At 70.0% G+C, this 23,480-nt stretch carries 16 protein-coding genes; 8 read left to right on the forward strand and 8 right to left on the reverse strand.

Features of this window, described 5'->3' with window-relative positions; genetic code table 11:
* Positions 1-3: 3 nt before the first annotated feature.
* The 4 genes from rseP to OV427_RS05995 all read right to left on the reverse strand — a co-directional run bounded on the left by rseP (position 4) and on the right by OV427_RS05995 (position 4,457).
* Entirely contained in the window at positions 4-1,632 is a 1,629-nt protein-coding gene (gene rseP, locus OV427_RS05980; protein WP_267855138.1) for an RIP metalloprotease RseP, read from the reverse strand.
* 84 nt (positions 1,633-1,716) lie between these two features.
* Positions 1,717-2,547 carry a phosphatidate cytidylyltransferase gene (locus OV427_RS05985; protein WP_267855139.1) on the reverse strand — a complete coding sequence of 277 codons (831 nt, stop codon included), beginning with the start codon at positions 2,545-2,547 and terminating at the stop codon, positions 1,717-1,719.
* Entirely contained in the window at positions 2,544-3,332 is a 789-nt protein-coding gene (locus OV427_RS05990; RefSeq protein ID WP_267855140.1) for an isoprenyl transferase, read from the reverse strand. The genes OV427_RS05985 and OV427_RS05990 overlap by 4 nt, the downstream gene beginning before the upstream one ends.
* Before the next feature lie 168 nt (positions 3,333-3,500).
* Positions 3,501-4,457: an SDR family oxidoreductase gene (locus tag OV427_RS05995; protein ID WP_267855141.1), complete on the reverse strand. Its 957-nt coding sequence runs from the start codon at positions 4,455-4,457 to the stop codon at positions 3,501-3,503.
* Positions 4,458-4,585: 128 nt separating this feature from the next.
* Here OV427_RS05995 and OV427_RS06000 point away from each other — a divergent pair, with 128 nt between their 5' ends.
* The 3 genes from OV427_RS06000 (at position 4,586) to OV427_RS06010 (ending at position 8,648) form a co-directional block, all read left to right on the forward strand.
* Positions 4,586-5,590 (forward strand): helix-turn-helix transcriptional regulator, encoded by a 1,005-nt coding sequence (locus OV427_RS06000; protein ID WP_267855142.1) that lies wholly within the window; start codon positions 4,586-4,588, stop codon positions 5,588-5,590.
* Complete coding sequence (locus tag OV427_RS06005) at positions 5,587-6,516, forward strand: tetratricopeptide repeat protein (protein ID WP_267855143.1); 930 nt, start codon at positions 5,587-5,589, stop codon at positions 6,514-6,516. The genes OV427_RS06000 and OV427_RS06005 overlap by 4 nt, the downstream gene beginning before the upstream one ends.
* Positions 6,517-6,644: 128 nt before the next feature.
* Complete coding sequence (locus OV427_RS06010) at positions 6,645-8,648, forward strand: putative metal-binding motif-containing protein (protein WP_267855144.1); 2,004 nt, start codon at positions 6,645-6,647, stop codon at positions 8,646-8,648.
* A 60-nt stretch (positions 8,649-8,708) separates the two neighbouring features.
* Here the strand turns inward: OV427_RS06010 and OV427_RS06015 are convergent, their stop codons facing one another.
* Entirely contained in the window at positions 8,709-10,808 is a 2,100-nt protein-coding gene (locus OV427_RS06015) for a protein kinase domain-containing protein (RefSeq protein WP_267855145.1), read from the reverse strand.
* A 133-nt stretch (positions 10,809-10,941) separates the two neighbouring features.
* Here OV427_RS06015 and OV427_RS06020 point away from each other — a divergent pair, with 133 nt between their 5' ends.
* A complete protein-coding gene (locus OV427_RS06020) occupies positions 10,942-12,078 on the forward strand; it encodes a serine/threonine-protein kinase (RefSeq protein WP_267855146.1) in 1,137 nt (378 codons plus the stop codon).
* A complete protein-coding gene (locus OV427_RS06025; RefSeq protein ID WP_267855147.1) occupies positions 12,075-13,022 on the forward strand; it encodes an RluA family pseudouridine synthase in 948 nt (315 codons plus the stop codon). The genes OV427_RS06020 and OV427_RS06025 overlap by 4 nt, the downstream gene beginning before the upstream one ends.
* Before the next feature lie 187 nt (positions 13,023-13,209).
* Here the strand turns inward: OV427_RS06025 and OV427_RS06030 are convergent, their stop codons facing one another.
* Complete coding sequence (locus tag OV427_RS06030; RefSeq protein ID WP_163996821.1) at positions 13,210-13,623, reverse strand: secondary thiamine-phosphate synthase enzyme YjbQ; 414 nt, start codon at positions 13,621-13,623, stop codon at positions 13,210-13,212.
* A 48-nt stretch (positions 13,624-13,671) separates the two neighbouring features.
* Between OV427_RS06030 and dinB the strand changes: the two genes are divergently transcribed.
* Both dinB and OV427_RS06040 read left to right on the forward strand, forming a co-directional pair.
* Entirely contained in the window at positions 13,672-14,874 is a 1,203-nt protein-coding gene (gene dinB / locus OV427_RS06035; protein WP_267855148.1) for a DNA polymerase IV, read from the forward strand.
* A 117-nt stretch (positions 14,875-14,991) separates the two neighbouring features.
* Positions 14,992-18,447, forward strand: a complete 3,456-nt coding sequence (locus tag OV427_RS06040; RefSeq protein ID WP_267855149.1) for a serine/threonine-protein kinase — start codon at positions 14,992-14,994, stop codon at positions 18,445-18,447.
* Here the strand turns inward: OV427_RS06040 and OV427_RS06045 are convergent.
* Positions 18,347-18,850 carry a cupredoxin domain-containing protein gene (locus OV427_RS06045; protein ID WP_267855150.1) on the reverse strand — a complete coding sequence of 168 codons (504 nt, stop codon included), beginning with the start codon at positions 18,848-18,850 and terminating at the stop codon, positions 18,347-18,349. The genes OV427_RS06040 and OV427_RS06045 overlap by 101 nt on opposite strands.
* A 95-nt stretch (positions 18,851-18,945) precedes the next feature.
* On the reverse strand, positions 18,946-20,550 hold the full coding sequence (locus OV427_RS06050; RefSeq protein WP_324289934.1) for a sigma-54 dependent transcriptional regulator: 1,605 nt from the start codon (positions 20,548-20,550) through the stop codon (positions 18,946-18,948).
* 340 nt (positions 20,551-20,890) lie between these two features.
* Here OV427_RS06050 and OV427_RS06055 point away from each other — a divergent pair, with 340 nt between their 5' ends.
* On the forward strand, positions 20,891-23,479 hold the full coding sequence (locus OV427_RS06055) for a discoidin domain-containing protein (RefSeq protein ID WP_267855151.1): 2,589 nt from the start codon (positions 20,891-20,893) through the stop codon (positions 23,477-23,479).
* The last annotated feature ends 1 nt before the right edge of the window (position 23,480 follow it).

The following is a 23,480-nucleotide window of genomic DNA, read 5'->3' on the forward strand; positions in this document are numbered from 1 at the left end:
CCTCTAGCGCATGATGTCGTTCTTGACGGCCAGCAGCATCAGCATGATGAGCAGCGCCAGGCCGACCACGTTGGCAACCTCGCGCACGCGCACCGGAATGGGACGGCGGCGCACGCCCTCCCACGCGGCGGACAGCAGGTGGAAGCCGTCCAGCACGGGGATGGGCAGCAGGTTCATCACCCCCAGGTTGATGGAGATGAGGGCCATCAGGTTGAGGAAGCTGTCCAGGCCCTGCTCGGCCGTCTTGGACGCCATCTGGTACATCATGATGGGCCCACCCACCGTGTTCAGGGGCACCGTGCCCACGAACAGGCCGCCGATGACCTTCACCATCTGCCCGACGATTTTCGGGACGATGAGCGCCGCCTCGCGGAGCGCCTCGCCCGGGCCGATGTAGACAGTCACCTCATCCGCCGGGGGCACGTCCGAGGCGGTCAGCAGCCAGCCGCGCACGCCGAGCGCCAGCGGCGCGGAGCCCATCCCGTCCTCGGTGGGCAGCGGCGCCTGTGCCAGCTTCTCCGTGCGCTCGCCATCCGCGCCGCGCCACACGAGCGTGAAGGGCTGGTCCTTCAACTTGTTGAGCCTCAGCGCGAGCTTCTGGAAGGATTCGATCTTCTCGCCGTCGAGCGAGACGACGCGGTCTCCCGGGCGGATGCCGGCCTTGTCCGCCGCGCTGCCCGGGGCGACGATGGCCAGGTACAGGTCCGCCGTCTCGGCGCCGCCCAGCGCCGCCATCCCCGCGCCCGCCTGCTTCGGCACGGTGATGTCCACCACGCGGGGAATGCGCCCCGTCACCGCCCCCGCCTCCACCGCGTCCAGCCGGCGCACGGCGAGCTGCATCGGCGTCCCCTCCGGGAACTTCTCCAGGGTCTGCCCGAGCTGCCCCTCGTCCTCCACCTTGACGCCGTTGACGGACAGGACGCGGTCGAAGGTCCTCAGGCCGGCCTGCTCGGCGACGGTGCCCCGGGGCACGCCCAGCAGGGCCGGCCGGGACGCGGCGCCGATGCCAATCGAGCCCTTCTCCACCGTCTCGATGGGGTTCGACTCCACGAGCTTCTGCGGCGTCACCTCCACCGTGACGCGCTGCCCGCCGCGGTCGACCACCACCGGCATGGGGCGCTCGAAGCGGCCGATGAAGGCCTCCGAGATGTCGTTGAAGGTGCGCACCGGCACACCATCCACGGACACCAGCCTGTCGCCCGGGCGGATGCCGGCGGCGGCGGCGGGCAGGCCCGGGCTGACGGTGCGCACCAGGGTGGACGTGGCCTGGTGCGGGCCGACGTAGACGAAGAAGTAGATGAGGATGGGGAAGATGAGGTTGAACGCCGGCCCCGCCAGGACGATGAGGCCGCGCTTCCAGGGCGGCTGCGCCAGGAAGCCCCGGCTGGCCTCTTCCGGGGTGAGCTCCTCGTGGGGCAGGTCGCCCGCCATCTTCACGTAGCCGCCCAGGGGCAGCAGGGCAATCTGGTACTCCGTCTCACCCTTGGTGAAGCCAATCAGCTTCGGTCCGAAGCCGATGGAGAACTTCAGGACCTTCACCCCACAGGCCTTGGCCACGAGGAAGTGGCCGAGCTCGTGCACCGTCACGAGCACGCCCAACAACAGGATGAACAACCCGGCGTTCTGGAGCATGGGCGCAACAGTAATCTTGGGCGCCCGGGCGGACAACGCACATCGGGGCCCGCCAGGCAGGCGGGCAGGCGAAATCGCGCGCGGCTACGGGAGGAGGCCGCGGACGAATTGCACGTAGACGAACACCAGCGGGGCGTTGAACAACAGCGCGTCGATGCGGTCCAGGACGCCGCCGTGCCCGGGGATGAGGAAGCCCGAGTCCTTCACGCCGTAGGCCCGCTTGAGCATGGACTCGCACAGGTCGCCGATGGGCCCGAGGATTCCGCCCACCACGCCCAGGAGCACGCAATCCCACACGGTGAAGACGGGGAAGAAGAAGCCCCGGGCGATGAACATGCCGCCCACCGAGCCCACCATTCCGCCGAAGAAGCCCTCCCACGTCTTGTTCGGGCTCACCTCGGGGTAGAGCTTGTGCTTCCCCAGGAAGCGGCCGAAGAAGTAGGCGGCGGTGTCGTTGGCCCAGGTGATGACCAGCGCACAGATGACCCACGCCAGGCCGTCCCCGGGCAAAAGCCGCAGGGCGGACAGGGCGGTGAGGCCCACCGCGCCGTACAGGAAGCCGTTGACGAGGTGCGCGGTGCGCGTGGGGGCCTCGGCGAGGGGGCCCTTGAAGAGGTGGTAGATCCACGCGAAGAACGCGAAGACGATGGTCAGCCAGAAGGCCGTCTCACCGGTGCGGGCGGCGTCCTTCAGCGGCAGGAAGGGCAGCACGCCGGCGAAGAGCATCCCCACCCAGGCGGCCACCGTCAGCCGCTTCTGGACGATGAGGTAGTACTCGCCCACGCAGGCGGCGGCGGCCAGGCCGAGCAGCCCGGCGCTCCAGATGCCTCCGAGGAACAGGAGCAGCAGCACCAGCGGCAGGAGCGTCACTGCCGAGACGGCGCGGATGACGAGGTTTCGGTTCTTGTCGTTCACGCCTTGGCCCGCTGGGGAGGATCCTCCCGCTTCACCTGGGCGGAAGTGAGTCCGAAGCGCCGCTCGCGCTGCTGGTACTGAGACACGCAGCGGAGGAACTCATCGGTGCGGAAGTCCGGCCACAGGGCGTCCGTGAAGCACAGCTCCGCGTACGCCACCTGCCAGAGCAGGAAGTTGGACACGCGCAGCTCGCCGCTGGTGCGCACCACCAGGTCCAGCGGGGGCAGCCCGTTCGTCCAGAGGAACTGCTCGAAGTCCTTCTCCTCGACGCGGCCGGCCGCCAGCTCACCCCTGGCGATGGCCTCCGCCATGCGCGTGGCCGCGTGGAGGATTTCCTCCCGCCCGCCATAGGACAGCGCCAGGGACAGCACCATGCCGGTGTTGTGCGCGGAGTCGGCGATCAGCCGGTCCAGCGGATCACGCACGTAGCGGGGCAGCCGGTCCATGTCGCCAATGGCGTTGAGGCGGATGCCGTTGTCGAGGATTTCGGGGCGCTCGCGCTCGAGGTAGTCGCGCAGCAGCTCCATGAGGCCGGCGACCTCCTCGGCGGGCCGGGCCCAGTTCTGCGAGGAGAAGGCGTACAGCGTGAGGGCCTGGATGCCCAGGCGGCGCGCGGTGCGGGTGACTTCGCGCACACTGGAGCTGCCCTCGCGATGGCCCTCCAGCCGGGGCAGGCCCCGGGACTCCGCCCAGCGGCCGTTGCCATCCATGATGATGCCCACGTGGCGAGGCACGGGACGGGCCTTCACCTGAAGCTCGAGGGCGGAAACCAAGGGGCGTTCCATTGAGCCGCGCACCCTATCGACGCCGCCGCGCTGCGTCCACGGGCGCGTAGCCCAACCGTCACCCGGGGGCCCCGACCGGTCGCTCGGCCGGGTTGGACGGCCGAGACGGATTTTGGATGTGGGGCGGAGTAGGCACGTCCTATGATGCTCGCCTGCCTGCTCGCGCGCTCAGTAGACGGGCCAGTTGGGTCTGACGGTCTCGATGGAGCCGTCGAGCCAGGACGCGTAGGCGGCCTCGTCCGCGATTTTGTACGGGGTGCGGTAGGTGCGCTCGAAGTGCTCGGCCCAGTGCGGCTGGGTGCCGTCGACATCGGTGAAGCCGTACTCGCGCGCGAGGTCCCAGGAGGCGAAGACGCGACCGGCCTTGGAGCGCACCCTGGGGTCGGCGGCGAGCGCGGCGACAGCGCGGCCCACGAAGAAGGGAGACTCCGAGCAGATGAAGTCCGGCTCCACCTTCGCGCCGTCGCGCCAGTTGGCCTCGGTGACGCCGAAGGTCTCGAGCATCTCCTCCGAGCGCAGGAAGCCCGGCGTCAGGGCGAGCGCCGTGACTTTCGTGCGGCGGAGGTCTCGCGACATGCCGAAGGCCAGGCGGATGACGGACATCTTCACCAGGTCGTACCAGAGGCTGCCGCGGTAGCTGAAGCTGTTGCCGTCCGTGACTTCGACGATGAGGCCGCGGTCCTGCTCCACCATGAGCGGGACGGCGTAGCGGCTCGTGAGGAGGTGCGTGAAGACGGCGCGCTCGAACATGAGCTGCCCCTTCGCGGGGGACTGCTTCCAGAACGGCGGGCCGAACTCGACGAGCTGCTCCCCGCCCCAGATGTCGTTGACGAGGACGTCGAGCCGGCCGTGCTCGCGGCGGATGCGCTCGCAGAGGGCGATGACTTCTTCTTCCACGGAGTGGTCCACGCGGACGGCGATGCCCCTGCCTCCGCGTGCGTCGACCAGCTCGGCGGTTTCCTCGATGGTCTCCGGGCGCTTGGGGCCGGAGGCAGGCTGGCCCCGGACGCTGCGGCCGGTGCAGTACACGGTGGCCCCGGCCTCTCCGAGCATGGCGGCGATGCCGCGCCCTGCCCCACGCGTGGCACCTGCGACGAGGGCGATGCGTCCTTCGAGTGGCTTCATGGCTGGGCTCTCCTTGAGGACCGGGATGGTGGAGGCATTCGCGGGGTTCGCCGGTCGTTCTGACGGGCACCCTAATGAGGGAATCCTGACAGCTGCTGTCATGATTCCCCGCGTACAGTCCGTGGAGAATGAGAGCCGACCGACTCGTCAGGTTGACGTTGTTGCTGCAGACGCGCCCGAAGATGACGGCGGGCGAGCTGGCGCGTGAGCTCGAGGTGTCCGAGCGGACGATTCACCGCGATGTGGAGGCTCTCTCCAGCGCGGGCGTGCCGGTGTATGCGCTGCGCGGGGCGGAGGGTGGGGTTGCACTGCTCGAAGGATGGCGCACGCAGCTCACCGGGCTGACTCGGGCGGAATTGCATGCACTGGCGACGGTGGGGGCTCCGGGAGCGCTGGAGGATTTGGGGTTGTCGGCGCCGTTGCGCACGGGGCTGGTGAAGCTCGCGGCGGCGCTGCCGGCAATTCAACAGCCCGCGCTGGAGTACGCACGGCAGCGGCTCCATGTGGACGCGTCCTCGTGGTTCGCCGAGCGCGAGCCTGTTCCGTATCTGGCCGTGCTGCGGGATGCGGTGTGGCAGGACTGCCGTGTGTCGCTGGTGTACCGGGACTTCGATGGGAAGCAGAGCCAGCGGGAGGTGGACCCGTACGCGCTCGTCATCAAGGCGGACCGCTGGTACCTCGTTGCGGGGAAGGAGGGTGAGCCGCGCGTGTACCGGGGCTCACGGGTGGAGGGGGCGAGGATGCTGGCGGAGACCTTCGTCCGGCCCGCGCGCTTTGACTTGCCCTCGTTCTGGAGGGAGTGGTGCAAGCGCTTCGGCGAGAAGCGGGCGAGTTTTGAAGTCACGCTGCGGCTCACGGTGGAGGCGGCGGAGAGGCTGCGGCAGATACGGCCTCGGACGGAGCATGCGCGCTTCGATGCGGCGCCGAGGTCTCGGGATGGGATGAAGAACGTCACCGTGGACTTCGAGCGGGAGAGCATCGCTGTCGGCCAACTCTGTGAGGTGGGCGGCGGCTTCGAGGTGCTTGCGCCAGAGGAGCTGCGGAGCCGGCTGCTTGGACTGGCAAACGGGATTCTGGCGGCCCATGGCCGTGCGGCTCCGCGACGAGGTACCTCGCGGAAGATGAAGCGTTGACTGTCATTCAGTCGGAAACCGGAGGCCTTGGGACGGGCGTGGTACGGTTGGCTTCCATGGAAAGCCTTTCATTCTGGGGGACGTCTGTCCGTGGTCTGTTCTTGAGCTTGGTCCTGGTGGTGCCAGGGCTGGCGCTCGCACAGCAACCGGCACCTGTCGCGACGAAGCAGGCGGATGGGCTCCAAGCGCGATTGCTATTGAAGGAGGCGGCGCGCCTCTACGAGGAACTGGAGTACGAACAGGCTCTCGACGCGCTGACTCAAGCCAAGGCCCTGGCGAAGACCGACGACGAGCGGACCCGGGTGGCGCTGTATGAGGGCATCGTGCTGGCGGACCTCGGCCAGCGGCCCCGGTCGCTCGCAGCGTTCCGTGAAGCGCTGTCCCTGAAGCTGGAGGCCCAGCTTCCGGTGAAGGTGTCTCCCAAGGTGGCGCGGGATTTCGAGGCCGTGCGTGCAGAAGTACGGACCGAACGCGCGGTGCTGGCGCGTGCGAAGCCAATCACTTCGCAGCCGCCTCCGGCGACGACGGACCGTCCGACGCGGCCTGCCGATGATGTCTCCGGCCTCATGGCGACGCCGAGGCCCGAAGCTCCCGAGCCTGGGCCGGCCGGAGACCTGGGCGCGACGTCGCTAGAGGAGAAAACCTCTCGCCGCATCCGCCCACTCCCGGTGGCACTGCTCGGTGCGGGCGTACTGGCTGGCGGAGTGGGGAGCTACTTCGGCCTTCAGTCCAAGGGCAACATCCAGGACGCGCGCGACGCCAGCGCCGCTGACGGCCAGGTCGCGGCCGCGCATCTGGATGAAGCCAGAGGGCAGGCACTTGCGGCCAACATCCTCTTCGGCGTCGCCGTCACCGCTGCGGCGGGCGCCGTCATCACCTGGTTCACCGGCAATGAGACGGCGCACACCGATGAGGTGTCTCCGTGATTCGTGCGGCACTCGTCGTGCTGTTGCTCTGTGCTTCCTGCACGGTTCCGAGCCTCGAAGAACTGACTTGCGACGGCGCGGGAGGAACTGCTGACGGAGTCGTCGGCTCCAATGCAGCATGCACTGGCGTGCGGGCCACGGTGTCCTACGACGGCTTCAAACCTGGCTGCGTGCGGGTGACGGCGCGCGACGTGGAAGGTGGCAGCAAGCTTCTCTCGACGGAATTCGAAGGCGCGGACGTCAAGGGCGACGCCACAGGAGGCAGCCTCATCGTGACTGTGCTCCCTCCCGACAGCTGGGGCAGCAAGGTGGAGGTGGAGGCCCAGGCCTTCGAGCGCGCCTGCACTGGCGAGCCGGTGGTGACGCACTCACAGCAGGTCACAATGACGCGGGGCAAGACGACGGCCACGACGATGCAACTGCTCGCGACGGACGATGACCAGGACGGCTACGTGTCCAGGCTCACGGGCGGCACGGACTGCAATGACCACAGGCCCGATATCAACCCGGGCGTGACGGAAGAACTGTGCAACGGCGTGGATGACAACTGCAATGACCAGGCGGACACGACGGAGCTTCAGCTGGGACAGGCGTGCACCGAGGGCGCCAGCTGCCAGGGCACGCGCGCATGTGGCGATAACGGAAAGGTCATCTGCAACGTGCCGAACGCCACCATGGCGTACCCGGACGCCGACGGGGATGGACATGGGGACAGGAACGCCACCGCCACGACCTTCTGTAATGGCGTTCCGTCGGGCTTCGTCACCAGCCCGAATGACGACTGCGACGACAGAGTCGGCACTGGCGCCAACGTGTTCCCCGGCGCCCAGGAGCGCTGCGACGGCAAGGACAATGATTGCGACGCTCAGACTGACGAGGACTTCCCGCGCCTCAACCAGGCGTGCACCGACCCGGGCACGCAGTGCGGTGGTACCCAGCAGTGCAGTGCGCAAGGCACGGCTGAGGTTTGTGTGATTCCCCAGCCCGTGCCCACGTGGTACCCGGATGACGACGGCGACGGGTATGGCCGGAACGCCGGGAGCCAGCAGACCTGCGTGCAGCCCGCGGGCGCGTACGTCAGCCAGGGCAACGACTGCGACGATGGCAATACCTTCACTCATCCCCTGGCGACCGAGATTTGCGACGGCCTCGACAACGACTGTGACACCCTGCCCGAAGCCACCGCAGTGTGCCCGAACGGTGGACCGACATGGAACACGCGCACCGAAGGTTCAGCGACGCAGCTCTGGACTTCGGTCTCCTCTTGGACTCCTGGTGGAGTGTGGGTAGTAGGGGATAACAACCGCCGCGCAGTAATGAAGCCAGGGGACACCACCTTCAGTGTGACCGCATCAACGGCTGGTGGCTGCGGATCTGGCACTGTCGGGTGGAACGCGGTGTGGGCGGACCCGAACAACAACGGCCGTGCCTATTTCCTCTCCAGCGGGGGCCGGTTCGCCGGTCAGGACGCTTCGAGCGCGGACTGCACCCAGCTCGCCAACAGCGGATTGGTGAATTACGGCATCACGGGATTCCAGACCAACTCCGTCCTCGATCTCTACGGGGTGAGCTCCAGCAGCAGCGCAGGCGAAGGTGCCGCCTTCCAATGGGATGGTGTCAGCAGCACGGCGGCCTTCAATCCCCCAGGCAACGTCATTGCCAACGTGTATGACGTCCACGGCATCTCGCGGGACACGCTCTTCGCGGTCGGCGGCTATGACTCTGGCGCAGGCACCGGGCCTCGCCTCTATCGATTCACAACCACGGATTCGACGTGGCAGACGCAGAACGTACAGGCAATCGCTGGGCTCGCACGCCTCAACGGCGTCTGGGTGGTGAACGACAAGGTGGCCTTCGCCGTCGGCCAGTCGGGCTCCGCCCTTCGCTGGAACGGCATGGCCTGGAGCAAGCTGACCTTCCCCAACAGCGACAACCTGACCTCCGTCGTGGCCTTCGGCGCCAACTCCGCCTACGCCACCACCACCAACGGCCGCATCTACCGGTACAACGGCACGGACTGGACGATGATCCACGAGCTCGCGGGCACGACGTTCAGGGACATCTCCGGCACCAGCCCCGCGGACCTCTGGGTCGTGGGCACCAACGGGAAGATCCTCCACTGGCCGCAATGACGCCGGACACGGAGACCTCCCAGCCCGCGCTTCAGAAGCGGGCTGGGGCTCCATACCGCCCTACTCCGCTTCCAAATTGAGCTTGAACACGTTGGGCTGGTCCGCCTTCACCTCGACGGACTTCGTCACGTCCTTGCCCAGTTCCTTGTTCACGAGCCGCAGCGTGTGCTTGCCCACGGGCACCTCGACGGCCGCGAGCGGTGTCTGACCGAGCACCTTCCCGTCGAGTGACACGACCGCATACGGACGGATGCGGAACTCCAGCGTGCCCTTGGCAACCACGACAAACGAGCGCGCAGCCGGTCGCGGGCGGGGAGGAGCCTGAGTCGCCGCATTCTTCTCCACGACGGGCTCAGCCACCGGCGTCGAAGGCGCGGCCATCGAAGGCGGAGTCACCACGGGCTTGCTCTCCGAAGCACCCGATGGAGCACCCGTCTGCGGAGGAGCCTCCACCACCGGCTGCCGCGCAGCGCGCTCCGCCACACTGTTCCCCGAGGGCGAAGCAACAGGAGCCGCCACAGCCTCCGGAGCCGGCGCCGCGGGAACCCGAGCCGCCTCCGCCTCAACAGGAGCCACCTGCTCCGGCAGCGGCTTGATGGTCACCGGCACCGCGCGCTCCGAGCCCGAGCCGAACATCACGACGGCTCCGCCCACCGCGAGCAACACCCCGCCCACCGCCACCGCGACAAGGTTCCGGGAGCCCTTCGGCGCCTGCTGCGGCGCGGCGAACTCCGCGCTCCGCGTATGCACCGCATCGTCCGCGTCCACCTTCGCGGCAACCTCCGCATGCACCGGCGCCGACGGAGCTACAGCCCCCGCCGCATCCATCACCACGGCTTCCGGCGGCTTCCACGATTCGCCGACGCGACCTCTAGCCACCCCAATTCCGAGCGCGGGACGCGCTTCCGTCCGGGGCCGCGAAGACGACGGCGCCCGGCCGGACGCGGGAATCGCCCGCTCCTGGACCGTGGCGCGGGGCGCGGGGCCGAGCGCCGGGAGGTCGTCGACAGTCGACCGCACGTGGGCACCCGCCTCGGAGTGCAACGCCGGAAGCTCCTCAATCGTAATCGTCTGCCGGGGCGCCTTGCCCACCCCGGAGCGCAGCGAAATCGGCATCGGCGTCGTGGGCGATGTCGAATCCACGGGCGGCTCCGGCGGGGCCACCATGGACCTCGGCGCCGTCGCCGGCTTCGGCCCCGTCTGCACTCGCGGCGCCACCGACTGCGGCGTCACGCCCACGGGCCCGCCCGCCCCATCCGCCATCACCTGCGCCATGAACTGCGCAATCTGGTACGCGCCCACCGACTCACCGGTGGACATCACGAACCGCTCCAAATCGGCCTGCAGCACCCGGCAGTCCGGGTACCGCTTGTCACGGTCCTTCGCGAGCGCCCGCTCCAGCACCTGCACCAGCGCCGCCGGCAAATCCCCCCGCCGCTGCACTGCGGGAATGAACGGCTCGAACAAAATCGCCTGCATCACGCTCACGTCCGTCGTCGCGTCGAACGGTCGCTTCCCCGTGAGCAGCTCGTACAGCACCACCCCGAGCGCATAGACGTCCACCCGCTTGTCCAGCGGCTTCGTCTGGAGCTGCTCGGGTGGCATGTACGCCACCTTCCCCTTCACCACGCCCGTCTGCGTGCGGTGCCCCTGCCCCGCCACCTTGGCGATGCCGAAGTCCACCACCTTCACCGCGCCCTGCCGCGACACCAGGATGTTGTCCGGGCTCACGTCACGGTGAATCAGACCCAGCGGCTCGCCTGTCGCCGGGTCTCGGAACTCGTGCGCGTACGCCAGCCCCTCCGCCGCGAACGCCACCAACTTCGCGCACAGTGCCGGCGGCAGTGGCACCTCCTGTGCGCGCTTCACCAGCTTGCGCAGGTTGGGCCCGTCGATGAGCTCCATTGCCAGGAAGAAGCTGCCGTCGGCTTCACCGAAGTCGAAGATCTGCACCACGTTCGGGTGCTCGAGCTGGGCCGCCAGCTTGGCCTCGCCGAGGAACATCTCGACAAAGGCCGGGTCCTCCGACAGGTGCGGAAGGATGCGCTTGAGGACGAGCGTCTTCTCGAAGCCCATGGGCCCGGCGGCCTTGGCGAGATAGACCTCCGCCATGCCCCCCGTGGCGAGCTTACGAACGAGCTGGTACTTCCCTAATTGCATTTGGAACCGGGTTCTCCCAGGTTTGGCGGAAAAGTAAAACCCCGCCCCGGCTCGCTCTGCCCAACTCCAGGCAAACGGGCACGAATCGCGTTTGACCCTGACCCGACGCGGTCCGTAGGATCCCCGCACCCCCATGCCACCGAAGGTCATCGGTCCCTACCGCGTCCTGGAGACGCTCGGCAGTGGCGGGGCCGGGACCGTCTACCGGGCCCTGGACCGCCGAACCAACGACGAGGTCGCGCTGAAGCTGCTCTCAGCCGGCCCCGCGCTGGACGCTCGTGCCGCGCGCAGACTCGCCCGCGAGTTCGACACGCTCGCGGACCTGTCCCACCCCAACGTCGTGAAGGTCTTCGAGTCCGGCGTCCACCAGGGCTGGCCGTACCTCGCCATGGAGCTCATCGAGGGGCTCACCCTCCGCCACTACCTCGACATGAGCGGCGAGGACCTCCTCTCCAACGCCACCGGCGTGACGCCGCGCAGCCCCCTCTCCGTGCGGCGCACCGCGGACGACGACTTCGGCACCGGCAGCGACAGCCTCTCCGAGTCCCAGGAGAGCGGCGAGGCGGTCTTCGGCCTGGCCGCCTTCGCCGACGAGGCTCCCAGCGAGGACCTCGCCAGCTTCGCGGGCGGCGGCCTGGCCGGCGGCGGCATGTCCGCCGCGTACGACTCGGACGACTCGATGGAGGGCCTCGCCCCCCCGCCCCCCGCGCCCCGCAAGCCCGAGGTGGAAGACCGCGTCCGGGTGGTTCGCGTGGAGGAGCTCAACCGCCCGGAGCGCATGGGGCGCCTCAAGGACGCAATGCTCCAGGTCTGCGAGGCGCTGGCCTACATCCACGGCCACGGGCTCGTGCACAGAGACCTCAAGCCGTCCAACATCATGGTGGACGAGGACCGGCAGGTGCGGCTGATGGACTTCGGCCTCGCCAAGTTCCTCGCGGACGACGTCGCCATCACCGAGGCCGGCAAGCTGGTGGGCACCTACCGCTACATGGCGCCGGAGCAGATTCTGGGCGAACCGCTGGACGGACGCTCCGACCTGTACAGCCTCGGGGTCATCCTCTATGAGCTCTTGAGCGGGCGGCCCCCCTTCGACGCGAAGACGCCGCACGAGCTCTGGCGTCAGGTGCTGGAGACGGAGCCGCCACCGGTGCTGGCGCTGAACCTTCACGGGGACCCGCAGCTCGCGCGCGTGGCCCACCGCCTCATCCGCAAGGAGCCGGACGACCGGTTCCAGACGGCCGAGGAAGTCTACGAGGCCCTTTCCGAGTGACTCCCCCCAAGCTGCACACCCTCACCGTGGACGCCGACAAGGCGGGCCAGCGGGTGGACCTCTTCATCGGCGAAGCGCTCGGCCTGTCTCGCGCGCGCCTCAAGCGCCTCTTCGAGTCCGGCGCGGTGAAGGTGAATGGCCGCACCGCGAAGAAGGGCCTCACACTGGAGGCCGGGCAGCGCATCGCCGTGGAGGTGGAGGAGGAGTCGCGCGAGGCCGTCCCCGACACCGACTTCCCGCTGGTGGTGCTGCACGAGGACGCGGCGCTGGTGTTCGTGGACAAGCCCGCGGGCCGGCCCTCACACCCCTTGCAGCCCGGTGAGACGGGCACCGTGGCCAACGCGCTGGTGGCGCGCTACCCCGAGTGCGCACAGGCCTCCGTGGACCCGCGCGAGGGCGGGCTGTGCCACCGGCTGGACGTGGAGACGTCCGGTGTGCTCGTGGCGGCACGCACGCGCGAGGCGTGGACCACGGTGCGCGAGGCCTTCGGCGGGCGCACGGTGGACAAGCGCTACGTGGCACTGGTGACGGGGCCGCTGACGGACGAGGGCGACATCGACGTGCCCCTGCGCCACCACCCGCGCCACCCGGACCGCGTGGAGCCCGCGCCCTTCGGGGCCGAGGATGCGCGCGAGGCGCAGTCCCGCTTCAAGGTGCTGGCCCGCACGGGGGACTACAGCCTCGTGGAGGTGCAGATTCTCACCGGCGTGCTGCACCAGGTGCGCGCGCACATGGCGGGCGTGGGTGCCCCCATCGTCGGGGACACGCTGTACGGCGGGCGCGAGGCTCCGGGCCTGGGCCGCTTCTTCCTGCACGCGCGCTCGTTGTCCCTGCCCCATCCCCAGACGCAGCAGCAGCTCCGCGTGAGCAGTCCCCTGCCCCCGGAATTGCGCGCGGAATTGGAGCGCCTGGGCCTGCCGCTGCCGGGCGAGCGCCAGGACTGATTCGCGGTAGCCGCCTCGTGCGGAGCTGGAGCGCCCGGCCCGCCCAGGCCCCCATCTCAGCCGCCGTGTGCCGGGGCGTCCGCCTCGCGGCGCGGAAGGCGGCCCCGCATCCTTGCCCCACCTGGGACGTCCGCTCCGTCCCACCCTCCACGTCCTCCTCGCGGAGACGCCCTCTCAGGGTGTAGCCCTACGCGCCCATCACCTTCACGATGACGCGCTTTCGGCGCTGTCCGTCGAACTCGGCGTAGAACACCTGCTGCCATGGCCCCAGGTCCAGCTTCCCCGCCGTAATCGGGATGATGACCTGGTGGTGCACGAGCATGGACTTGAGGTGGGCGTCGCCGTTGTCCTCGCCGGTGCGGTGGTGGCGGTAGTCGGGACCGAAGGGCGCCAACGTCTGGAGCCACTCCCAGATGTCTTCATGGAGGCCGGACTCGTCGTCGTTGACGAAGACCCCGGCGGTGATGTGCATGGCGGAGACGAGGACCATCCCTTCCTGGATGCCGCTCTTGCGGACCAGCCCCGCCACCGTGTCGGTGAGCCGGACGAGCTCGCGCCGCTCCTTGGTTTCGAACCACAGGTACTCGGTCAGGGTCTTCATGTCGGCGGCCATGGAGCGTCAGAGGGGCCCACTACAGTGACTCACGCCATGCGAGCCATCATCCACGTGGACATGGACGCCTTCTATGCGTCCGTGGAGCAGCGCGACAACCCCGCCCTGCGAGGCAAGCCGATCATTGTCGGCGGGCACGCACAGCGAGGGGTGGTCGTCGCCGCGTCCTATGAGGTCCGTCCCTTCGGGGTGCGCAGCGCCATGCCCATGGCTCGCGCCATGAAGGCCGCGCCCCACGCCATTGTCGTGAAGCCGCGCTTCTCCGCGTACGCCGAGGCCAGCGAGCACGTCTTCGCCATCTTCGAGCGCTACACGCCCCTCATCGAGCCTCTGTCCCTCGACGAGGCCTTCCTCGACGTGACGGCCTCGGTGGGCCTGTTCGGCTCGCCCGCGGACATCGCGCGGCGCATCCGCAAGGAGATTGCCGACGAGCTGTCGCTGCCGGCCTCGGCGGGCATCGCCACGGTGAAGTTCGTGGCGAAGATTGCCTCGGACCTCGCGAAGCCCAACGGCCAGCGCGAGGTACGGCCGGAGGAGACGGTGGGCTTCCTCGCGGCGCTGCCGGTGTCACGGCTGTGGGGCGTGGGGCCCAAGACGGAAGAGGCGCTCAAGCTCGCCGGCCTGCGGACCATCGGCGACGTGGCGGCGAGGGAGCCGGAGTGGCTGGAGGAGCGGCTTGGCTCCAGCGGCCGGCACCTGTGGGAATTGTCCCAGGGCATCGACGTGCGCGAGGTGGTGCCGGACCGCGCCGCCAAGAGCGTGGGCGCGGAGGACACCTTCGAGGAGGACCTCACCGGAGTGGACGCGCTGAAGACGCACGTGCACTCGCAGGCGCTGCGGGTGGGGCGGCGGCTGCGGCGCGCGGGCGTGAAGGGCCGCGTGGTGCAGCTCAAGCTGAAGTTCGCGGACTTCACACTCATCACCCGCCGCACCACGCTGCGCGAGGCCACGGATGACGGGCAGGCCATCTACCGCACGGTGTTGGAGTTGATGGAGCGCTCGCACGAGGGGAAGCCGATTCGCCTCACCGGTGTCAGCGTGCAGCTCGACGAGGTGCCTCCGCAGCTCGGCCTCTTCCCCGCGGCGCCTCCGCGTACCGCGAAGCTGAACGCGGCGCTGGACAAGATTGCGGAGCGCTTCGGCAGCAAGGCGATAACGACGGCGGACATCGCCGGGAGCGAGGCCCCCGCCGACGACGGGCCCCGCTCCGAACGCCCGGTGGACAAACCGAAGCGCTGAATCACCGCCGCTTCGGAGCCCGCGGCCCGCCGGGTGCCGCCAGACGGAGGCCCGGTCGCGTCACGCGGCTCGAGGGCGGTAGATTGAGGCCCTGGTGTGTCCAGGAGCGTGTGAGCGATGAGTGGGGCCGTCGGGGACGAAGCAGCGGGTGCTGCCACCCTGGAGGGCCCACCCGCGCCTCGCCCTCCTTCGCTGGAGGCCCCCGTCTTTCCCGTGCCCGGCTGGGAGCGTTACCAGGGCGTGCGCTTCCTCGGCCAGGGCGGCATGGGTCAGGTCTTCCTCGCCTATGACCCGCGGCTGCGCCGCCATGCCGCCCTCAAGTTCGTGCGGGAAGCAGACAGCGGGCTCACCCGGCGCGTCCTCTCCGAGGCCCGCGCCCAGGCCCGTGTCGAGCACGAGCGGGTCTGCCAGGTGTACGAAGTGGGAGAGGTCCAGGGGCGCGCCTTCATCGCCATGCAGTACGTAGACGGCGTCCCGCTGAACCAGCTCGCGGGCCAGCTCACCTTGGAGCAGGCGGCCCTCCTGCTCCGGGACGCCGCCGAGGGCGTCCACGCCGCCCACCGGGCCGGCCTCATCCACCGGGACCTCAAGCCCGGCAACATCCTCGTCGAGCGCACCGAGGATGGCCGCCTCAAGCCCTATGTCATGGACTTCGGACTGGCGCGCGACTGGAAGGCGCCGGGCCTCACCGCCACCGGCGAGGTGCTCGGCACCCCTCACTACATGGCGCCCGAGCAGGCGCGCGGCGAGGTGTCCCGGTTGGATCGGCGCGCGGATGTCTACAGCCTTGGCGCCACGCTCTACACCCTCCTGACGGGCCAACCTCCCATCCCGGGCGACAACGGACTGGAGGTGCTCAGCAACATCGCGACGGTCGAGCCCCGCCCGCCACGCGCGCTCAACCCCGCCCTGCCGGTGGACCTGGAGGCCATCGTCCTCAAGTGCCTGGAGAAGGAGCGCGCGGCCCGCTACGACTCGGCGCGCGCCCTGGCGGAGGACCTGGACCGCTTCATCAGCGGCGAGCCCGTGCGGGCGCGCCCTTCCGGCCCGGGTCAACGGCTGCGCAAGGCGCTGCGCAAGCACCGCATCGTGGTGGGCGTGGCGGCCGCGGCCCTGCTCGCCGTGGCGCTCGCCGCCGTCCAGGTCGTCCTCACGCGGCAGGAGGCCAGCCGCCGCGAGCGCCTCTCGCGCCAGTTCACCGAGCGCGTCGAGCGCATCGAAGCCCTGGCTCGCTACTCGGGCCTGTCCCAGCTCCACGACACCCGCGCCGACCGCGAGGCCCTGCGCGGCCACATGCGCGCGCTGGAGGCCGAGATTCACGAGGCCGGCGCGCTGGCCGTGGGCCCCGGCCACTACGCGCTGGGACGTGGCGCGCTGGCGCTCGGCGACGAGGCCCTGGCGCGCGAGCACCTGGAGGCCGCGTGGAGCCAGGGCTTCCGCGAGCCCCGCGTCGCCTGGTCCCTGGCCCTGGTAATGGGTCACCTGTACCAGGAGCAACTCCTGGAGGCGGAGCGGCTGCGCGCCCCGGCGCAGCGCGAGGCGCGCAAGCAGGACGTCCAGCGCCTGTACCGCGCGCCCGCGCTGGAGTGGCTGCGCCAGAGCCAGGGCGCCGACGTGCCCTCCCCCGAGTACGTGGCGGCGCTGCTGGCCTTCTACGAGGACCGGCTGGACGAGGCCCTCGCCCGGCTCGACGCGATGAGGGACCGCCTCCCCTGGTTCCACGAGGCGCCCCTGCTCCGGGGCGACATCCTCCAGGCCCGCGCCACCCGGCGCTGGAACCAGGGCGACCGCGTGGGTGCGCTGGCCGACTTCGAGGCCGGCCGCCGCGCCTGCACCGCCGCCGCCGCCACCGGCGAAAGCGTGCCCGAGGTCCACCGCTCGCTGGCGAGGCTCGAGTACACCGCGATGGTGATGGAGCTCTACAGCCAGGGCGACGTCCTGCCCCCCTTCACCCGCGGACTGGAGGCCGTCGCCCGCGCGCTCCAGGCGGACCCGGACTTCGGGCTCGCGCGAGTGCTGGAGGCGCGCTTCCACAACCGGCTGGCGGAGTACCGCATGGGCCGGGGCGGTGACGTGGAGGAGCCCCTCGAGAAGGCCCTCTCGGCCGCGCGCGCCGCCATGCGCCTCGTGCCCGAACCGCCCCGGGCCCGCATGGAGCAGGTCCAGAGTCTCTGGCGCCGCGCCCGCGCCCTCCAGGCCCGGGCCCTGGACCCCAGCGCTCCGCTCCGCCAGGCCGTGGTGCTGCTGGAGTCCATCCCCCCGAAGGACCAGGACTACGAGTTCCACGCCACCCGGGGCCTCGTCTTCAAGATCCAGGCGGACTACGAGGACGAGCAGGGCGAGGACTCGCGCGCCCATCGCGGCGAGGCCATCGCGGCCTACCGCGAGGCCATCCGGCTCGACGCACGGCTGCCGGACGCGTGGATAAACCTGGGCATCGCGTACCTCACCCGGGCCACCCGGCCGCGCGCCGGGGCGCCCCTGGAGGACCTGGAGCAGGCGAGGGCCGCGCTCGACACCTCGCGCGAGCTCAACCCGCGCAACTACGTGCCCTGCTTCCTGGGAGGCACGTTGCACCTGGAGCTCGCCCAGCGGCGCCGAGACCAGGGCGGGGACGCCGGGCCGGACCTGGCCACCGCCCTGCGGTTCTTCGACGACGGCCTGCGCATCAACGACCGGATTGCCCAGCTCCACAACGGCCGGAGCGCGGTGCTCCTCGAGCAGGCGCGGGAGGCGTGGGATTCCGGCCACGCGCCCTACCCTTCACTCGAGCAGGCCGTGCTGGCCGCGCGTCAGGCCATCGAAGTGGCGCCCCAGCAGGGCTTCGGCCACCACAACCTCGGTGAAGCCCTCGCCGAGCGCGCCACCTTCCTCGCGCGCTCCGGAGGAGACCCACGCCCCGACCTCCAGGCGGCCGAGACGGCCTACCAGCAGGCCAGCGCGCTGCTCCCGGGCGGCGCGCACTACCCGGCCAGCCTGGCCCGCGTCCATGTCCGGCGCGCTGCCTTCGAGCTGGAGCACGCGCGGGAGCCGCGCAAGAGCCTCGACCGGGCCGATGCGGCCCTGCGCCAGGCCTTCGAGCGTGGCCCCCGGGAGCCCCTGGCCTGGCTCGCCCAGGGCGAGGCGCGGGGGCTGCGGGCCCGCTGGCTCGCGCGCCAGCATCCGGCGCATGCCGGGGACTTCGAGCAAGCCGCCCACGCCTTCGAGAAGGCGCTCGAGCTGGAGCCCCAGCGCCTGGACTACCGCGTCGCCTTCGGCCACTTCTGCCGCGAGTGGGCCGTGTGGCTGAAACAGGCCGCGCTGGAGCCGCGCCCCGCCCTGGAGCGCGGCCTCGCGCTGGCGGACGAGGTGCTGGCCGCGCGCCCCCGCTGGGCGGACGCGCTGCTGCTGCGCGCGAGCCTGCGTGAAGAAGCCGGGCTCACACGCGAGGCCCGCGAGGACCGCGAGCGGGCCCTCGCGCTGAACCCCCGACTCACGGCGACGCACCCGCTTCAGGGCCAGGGCCCGTTGCCACCTCCAGCGTCCCCGTCCTCGAGTCGTGGGGCATCTCGGGACACCCCTCCGCAGCCTTGATGGTGAAGACGCCCTCCGTCTTGAAGACCCGGTCGGTCTTCCCTTCGCGAGGCAACAACAGGCCGAAGTACGGCTCGGGTCCATGGACGGTGACGAGGGTCTCCTCTTCGCACAGGTTGATGAACCGGACCGTGCCCCCCACCTCGAGGCACCGGGACGGAATGAAGACGATGCCCTTTCCGCTGAAGTCGATGACCACCTCGTGGTGATAGCTCTTGCACCGGGTGGGCGCCGGGTCGGGCGGTAGCGGCTCCTCCGCGGCCTCTGACGTCGCGCCCACCACGAACCCGGCGAACGACAGCCCCAGCAGCAGTCCCGTCACCAGCAAGCGCGCCAGGGCCTGCCTCACACCGCGTTGCGACACCTCGGACGCATGACTCCGCAGCTCGGCTCTCTGATTCATCGCGTTGGCTCCCACGTCGGACTCGGGCATGAACACCGGATATCCCAGAAGTCCAACGCTCCGCGCCAGCAGAGGCCTCCCGGCCCCGGTTGCCCCTAGACGAGGCCGAGCTCCTTCACGCGACGCCCCAGCGCGCGCTTCGACACCTGGAGGCGCCGGGTCATCGCATCCAGGTCCCCCTGGGACTCGTGGAAGCAGCGGGTGATTTCCTCGGCGCTCAGCTCCCCGGCGGTCCGCAGGTTCGGGCTCCTGTCTATCAAGGTGTAGATGGAGGACCGGTGGATGCGGAGCTGGTCGGCGGCGGCCTGGAAGTCCCAGTCGTTCTCATGAAGTGCGGCCAGCAGCTCCGCCTCGGAAATCCCGGAGGGCTTGCGGCGGGGCGCGGCGGGGGCCTCGGCCGGCGGGGCGGCGGCGACGGGGCGGCCCGGGGGCGCCGGCTTCGCCAGGGACAGCTCCTGCTCGAGCTGGGTGTCGAGCCGCAGGCACGGCTGGCCACGGTTGCCGATGACGAGCTGCCGCACGACGTTGCGCAGCTCGCGGATGTTGCCTGACCACGGGTGGCCCACCAGGCGCGCGGCCAGCGCCGGCGGGAGCCAGGGCTCGGCATAGGGCTCCGCGGGCTTCAGCCGTCCGGCCTCTCCCAGCGCCTCCAGCTCCGCGCGAGCGAAGTGGTGGAACAGCAGCCCGATGTCCTCCCGCCGCTCCCGCAGCGGCGGCACGCGGATGGAGTAGCCGGCCAGCCGGTGCAGCAGCGGCGCCTTGAAGCGCCCCGCTTGGATCTGCTCCTCCAGGTGCGCATCCGTCGCGGCGACGAGCCGCACGTCGACGGCGACGGGAGTGCGCTCGCCCACGGGGTAGAGCTGCCCCGTCTCCAGCACCCGCAGCAGCATCACCTGCACCTCGGGGGGCGCCTCGCCCACCTCGTCCAGGAACAGCGTTCCCCCATGGGCGGCCTGGAAGAAGCCGGGCTCGTCCCGCACCGCGCCGGTGAAGGCCCCCTTGCGCGCGCCAAACAGCTCCGCGGCGGCCAGCTCACGGGGGATGGCGCCCAGGTTCACACTGACGAACGGCCTGTCCTTGCGCGGGCCGTGCCGGTGGATGGCCTGGGCGATGAGCTCCTTGCCCGAGCCCGTCTCTCCTCGGATGAGCACCGGCACGTCCAGGTCCGCCACCCGGCGGATGTGCTGGCGCACGCGCTGGAGCCCCACGCTGCTGCCCACCATGCCCAGTGCGTCCTCGGCCTGCTTCGCCGCGGCGTCCGCCAGGTGCAGCACCAGCAGCACGCGCCCGGCCAGCTCCAGTGGCACGCCCTCGGCCACCTCCTGGGCCGTCAGCTCCCACGGCTCGCGCAACACCTCGCCGCCGACGGCCACGCGGCCTCCTTCGCTCGGCTCCAGCCGGACGCCGCCCTCCGCCGCGCCCGGCGCGAAGACGAGCGGCTTGCGGCTCAGGAAGGGGTCGGCCAGGTGCAGGCCCAATGCCCCCCCGGGCCGCAGGAAGTCCGGTTCGTTGCGGGACAGGTGCACCGGGCGGCCCGCGGTCAGCGACTCCAGCAACAGCCGCTCACCGACGCGATGGGCCTGCGGGTGCGCGGCGATGGTCAGTGCCGGGACGAGCCGGGAGCCCTCCGTGGTGAGCGGGCTTCGCGAGGCATCGGCCGTGGAGTGGTCCCACGCCGGGGGACGGGGCTGGGAGGACACGGCCCGAAGCAAAGCAGACTTCCAGCGTCACTTCCACGCGTCGGAACTCCGTTTTCACGCGTGAAAACAGCCCGCCGCCCCGGCCCGGGAGGACGGCCTCCTGTGAACGGGCCGTGGCACGCCGGCTGCTCTGGGCCCCGTCACGCGGTCGCGGCTCGCCGGCATCTCGCCGGCCACCAGCGCTCGTGCGTCCCCCCACGACATGGCCCTTTCACGAACGTTCATACGCCCCTGGCTCTCATGCCTCGCGGGCGCCGCGCTCCTCGGCGCGTGCTCGACGGAAGCCCCCACCGACACCCCGCCACCCGACGACACCCCCGTCGCCAGCGTGCGGGAAGCAGTGAGCACCCTCCCCAACCTCGCGCTCGGCAAACCGACGACGCAGTCGAGCATCTACCCGGGCGGCGGCGGCGAGGCGGCGCTCGCGGTGGACGGCATCACCAACGGTGACTGGAGCGCAGGCTCCGTCACCCACTCCGACTACGAGGCCCATCCCTGGTGGCAGGTCGACCTCCAGGGCACGTACGCCCTCTCCACCGTGGTCCTCTACAACCGCACCGACTGCTGCTCGGACCGGCTCCAGTACGTCTGGGTGCGCGTCTCCGAGGACGGGACGAACTGGCAGGACATCCCCCCCGCGCCGGGCACCGCGCCGACGCAGACCACCGTCACCATCAACCGCCCGGCGAGGTACGTCCGCGTACAGCTCCACAGCACCACTGCCACGGCCCTGAGCCTCGCCGAGGTCCAGGTCTTCCAGTCCTTCAACCTCGCGCTCGGCAAGCCGACGACGCAGTCGAGCGTCTACCCGGGCGTCGGCGGCGCGGCAGCGCTCGCGGTGGACGGCTCCACCAACGGTGACTGGAGCGCAGGCTCCGTCACCCACACCAACCACCAGGCCCAGCCCTGGTGGCAGGTCGACCTCCAGGGCGCGCAACCCATCTCCACCGTGGTCCTCCACAACCGCACCGACTGCTGCTCGGACCGGCTCCAGAACTTCCGGGTGCGTGTCTCCGAGGACGGGACGAGCTGGCAGGACTTCCCCTACACGGGCACCGCGCCAACGCAGACCCCCTTCACCATCAACCGCCCGGCGAGGTACGTCCGCGTACAGCTCGACGGCACCAACGCCCTGAGCCTCGCCGAGGTCCAGGTCTTCGCTCCCCAATCGCCCGGGACGGCGGCCCGCGTGGGCAACGTCGTGTATGGCCACTGGAGCAGCTCCGGCGGACGGTCCCCGTCCAGCCCGGCCAACCGGAAGCTCCTCGTGGACGTCTCCGGACCGAGCGAAGAGGTGACGTTCCAGCTCACCTCGTCCGCCAATGCCTATCTCTACCTGCTGGACGCGAACGACAACGTGCTCGCGGAGGATGACAACGGTGGAGGAGGCACCCACGCGCGGCTCACCCGTATGCTTCCGGAGGGAACCTACAAGCTGGTCGCGGCGACCCGCGACCCCGGCCAGAGCGCCGAGTTCACGGTCAGCGCGGACAGGGCCCTGCTGCGCTTCCCACAGCGCCTCCTCGTCCAGGCGACGAACCAGTTCGAGTGGATCTACAGCGACATCAATTCGGGAGCCAAAGACGCCGTGACCGTCTACCGCGCGAAGCTCGACCCGCATCCGGGCTACTACTCGCTCGGAGACGTGGCCATGCCCGGCCATGGCAACGCGCCCTGGATGACCTTCGTGGTGTCCGGCGAGGGGAATCTGCTCGCGCCTCCGACCGACTACCAGTGGATCTGGAACAACGAGGGCTCACCGGGAACCTACAGGGTTTCCTTCTGGGACCCCGTGCCTCCGGCGGGCTACACCTGCCTGGGCACCGTCACGACGCCGGGCTACGAAAAGCCCTCCACCCAGCTCATCCGGTGCGTGAAGAGCGAGTACGTGCTCCCGGGCACCTCCACCTATGTCTGGGACGACGCGGGCTCTCACGCGAAATACAACGTGAACCTGTCGCAGGTGGACCCCAAGGAGCACCGGGGCCTGAGCCTGTCCACCTTCAAGGGCCAGCAACACTACGGCCCTTCCGACCTCAGCCGCTTCTGGGTCCTCAACAAGAGCGCCACCGCCAACCCGGAGCTGCGGGGGCTGCCCGTGGACGGGCAGACGGCAATCCAGTTCGCGCCCCGCATCTGGCTGGACGGGGCGGAGTCCTACTTCCCCTCCTCGGTCGAGTACTTCCTGGCCAACGTGCGCGACAGGGACGGCTACCTGGTCACCAAGGAGCACCTGGATTGTGACTCCTGCACGAACCCGCCGTTCCTCAAGGGCCAGAATCCGGAACAGAAGCACGTGCCGCTCTATGTGGAGGTCGTCCACCGCACGCAAGGAGACAAGCCCACGAACATCACCGACCTCATCTACTGGACCGTCTACCCGTACAACAATGGCAAGCGGGTGTGTCTCGGCTTGTACGATTACTGGATTGGATGCATGGGCGAGTACTCCACCTTCGGCAACCACGTGGGAGACCTGGAGCACATGACGCTGCGGCTCATCGATGGCCGGCCGCACCAGGTGTTCCTGAGCCAGCACTCGGGAGGGCAGACGCTGCTCTACGGCTCCAAGTGGCTGACCCTCCTGGGCTGGAACCCGGAGCTCTACGCGGCGCTGGGCTCGCATGGCCTCTACCCGGAGCCGGGCCGGCACACCTACAGGGAGCTCGTCAACGGGGACTCCCTCTTCGACGATACCAGCCGCGGAATCCGCTGGGACGGGTGGGTGCAGCCGGTCGTCTTCCCCTGGCAGGAGCCGGGCACGTACACCGGCAGCCTGGCCTGGCTCAACATCACGAGCCGATGGGGCAACCCCAAGTCGGGCTGTGTAATCTCCGAGCGCTGGACCGGCGAGTGCGTGCTCAACTCCGGGCCGGAAGCGCCCATGATGAGGGACTTCGCGCATCCACCGGCCCTGATGCTGGAGTGAA

The organism is Pyxidicoccus sp. MSG2, from assembly GCF_026626705.1.
Lineage (GTDB): Bacteria > Myxococcota > Myxococcia > Myxococcales > Myxococcaceae > Myxococcus.

Excerpts from the sequence above, each read along its gene's own strand:
- rseP (WP_267855138.1), bottom strand. The coding sequence starts at position 1,632 with ATGCTCCAGAACGCCGGGTTGTTCATCCTGTTGTTGGGCGTGCTCGTG.
- OV427_RS05990 (WP_267855140.1), bottom strand. The coding sequence starts at position 3,332 with ATGGAACGCCCCTTGGTTTCCGCCCTCGAGCTTCAGGTGAAGGCCCGT.
- OV427_RS05995 (WP_267855141.1), bottom strand. The coding sequence starts at position 4,457 with ATGAAGCCACTCGAAGGACGCATCGCCCTCGTCGCAGGTGCCACGCGT.
- OV427_RS06000 (WP_267855142.1), top strand. The coding sequence starts at position 4,586 with ATGAGAGCCGACCGACTCGTCAGGTTGACGTTGTTGCTGCAGACGCGC.
- OV427_RS06015 (WP_267855145.1), bottom strand. The coding sequence starts at position 10,808 with ATGCAATTAGGGAAGTACCAGCTCGTTCGTAAGCTCGCCACGGGGGGC.
- OV427_RS06020 (WP_267855146.1), top strand. The coding sequence starts at position 10,942 with ATGCCACCGAAGGTCATCGGTCCCTACCGCGTCCTGGAGACGCTCGGC.
- OV427_RS06030 (WP_163996821.1), bottom strand. The coding sequence starts at position 13,623 with ATGAAGACCCTGACCGAGTACCTGTGGTTCGAAACCAAGGAGCGGCGC.
- dinB (WP_267855148.1), top strand. The coding sequence starts at position 13,672 with ATGCGAGCCATCATCCACGTGGACATGGACGCCTTCTATGCGTCCGTG.
- OV427_RS06040 (WP_267855149.1), top strand. The coding sequence starts at position 14,992 with ATGAGTGGGGCCGTCGGGGACGAAGCAGCGGGTGCTGCCACCCTGGAG.
- OV427_RS06045 (WP_267855150.1), bottom strand. The coding sequence starts at position 18,850 with ATGAATCAGAGAGCCGAGCTGCGGAGTCATGCGTCCGAGGTGTCGCAA.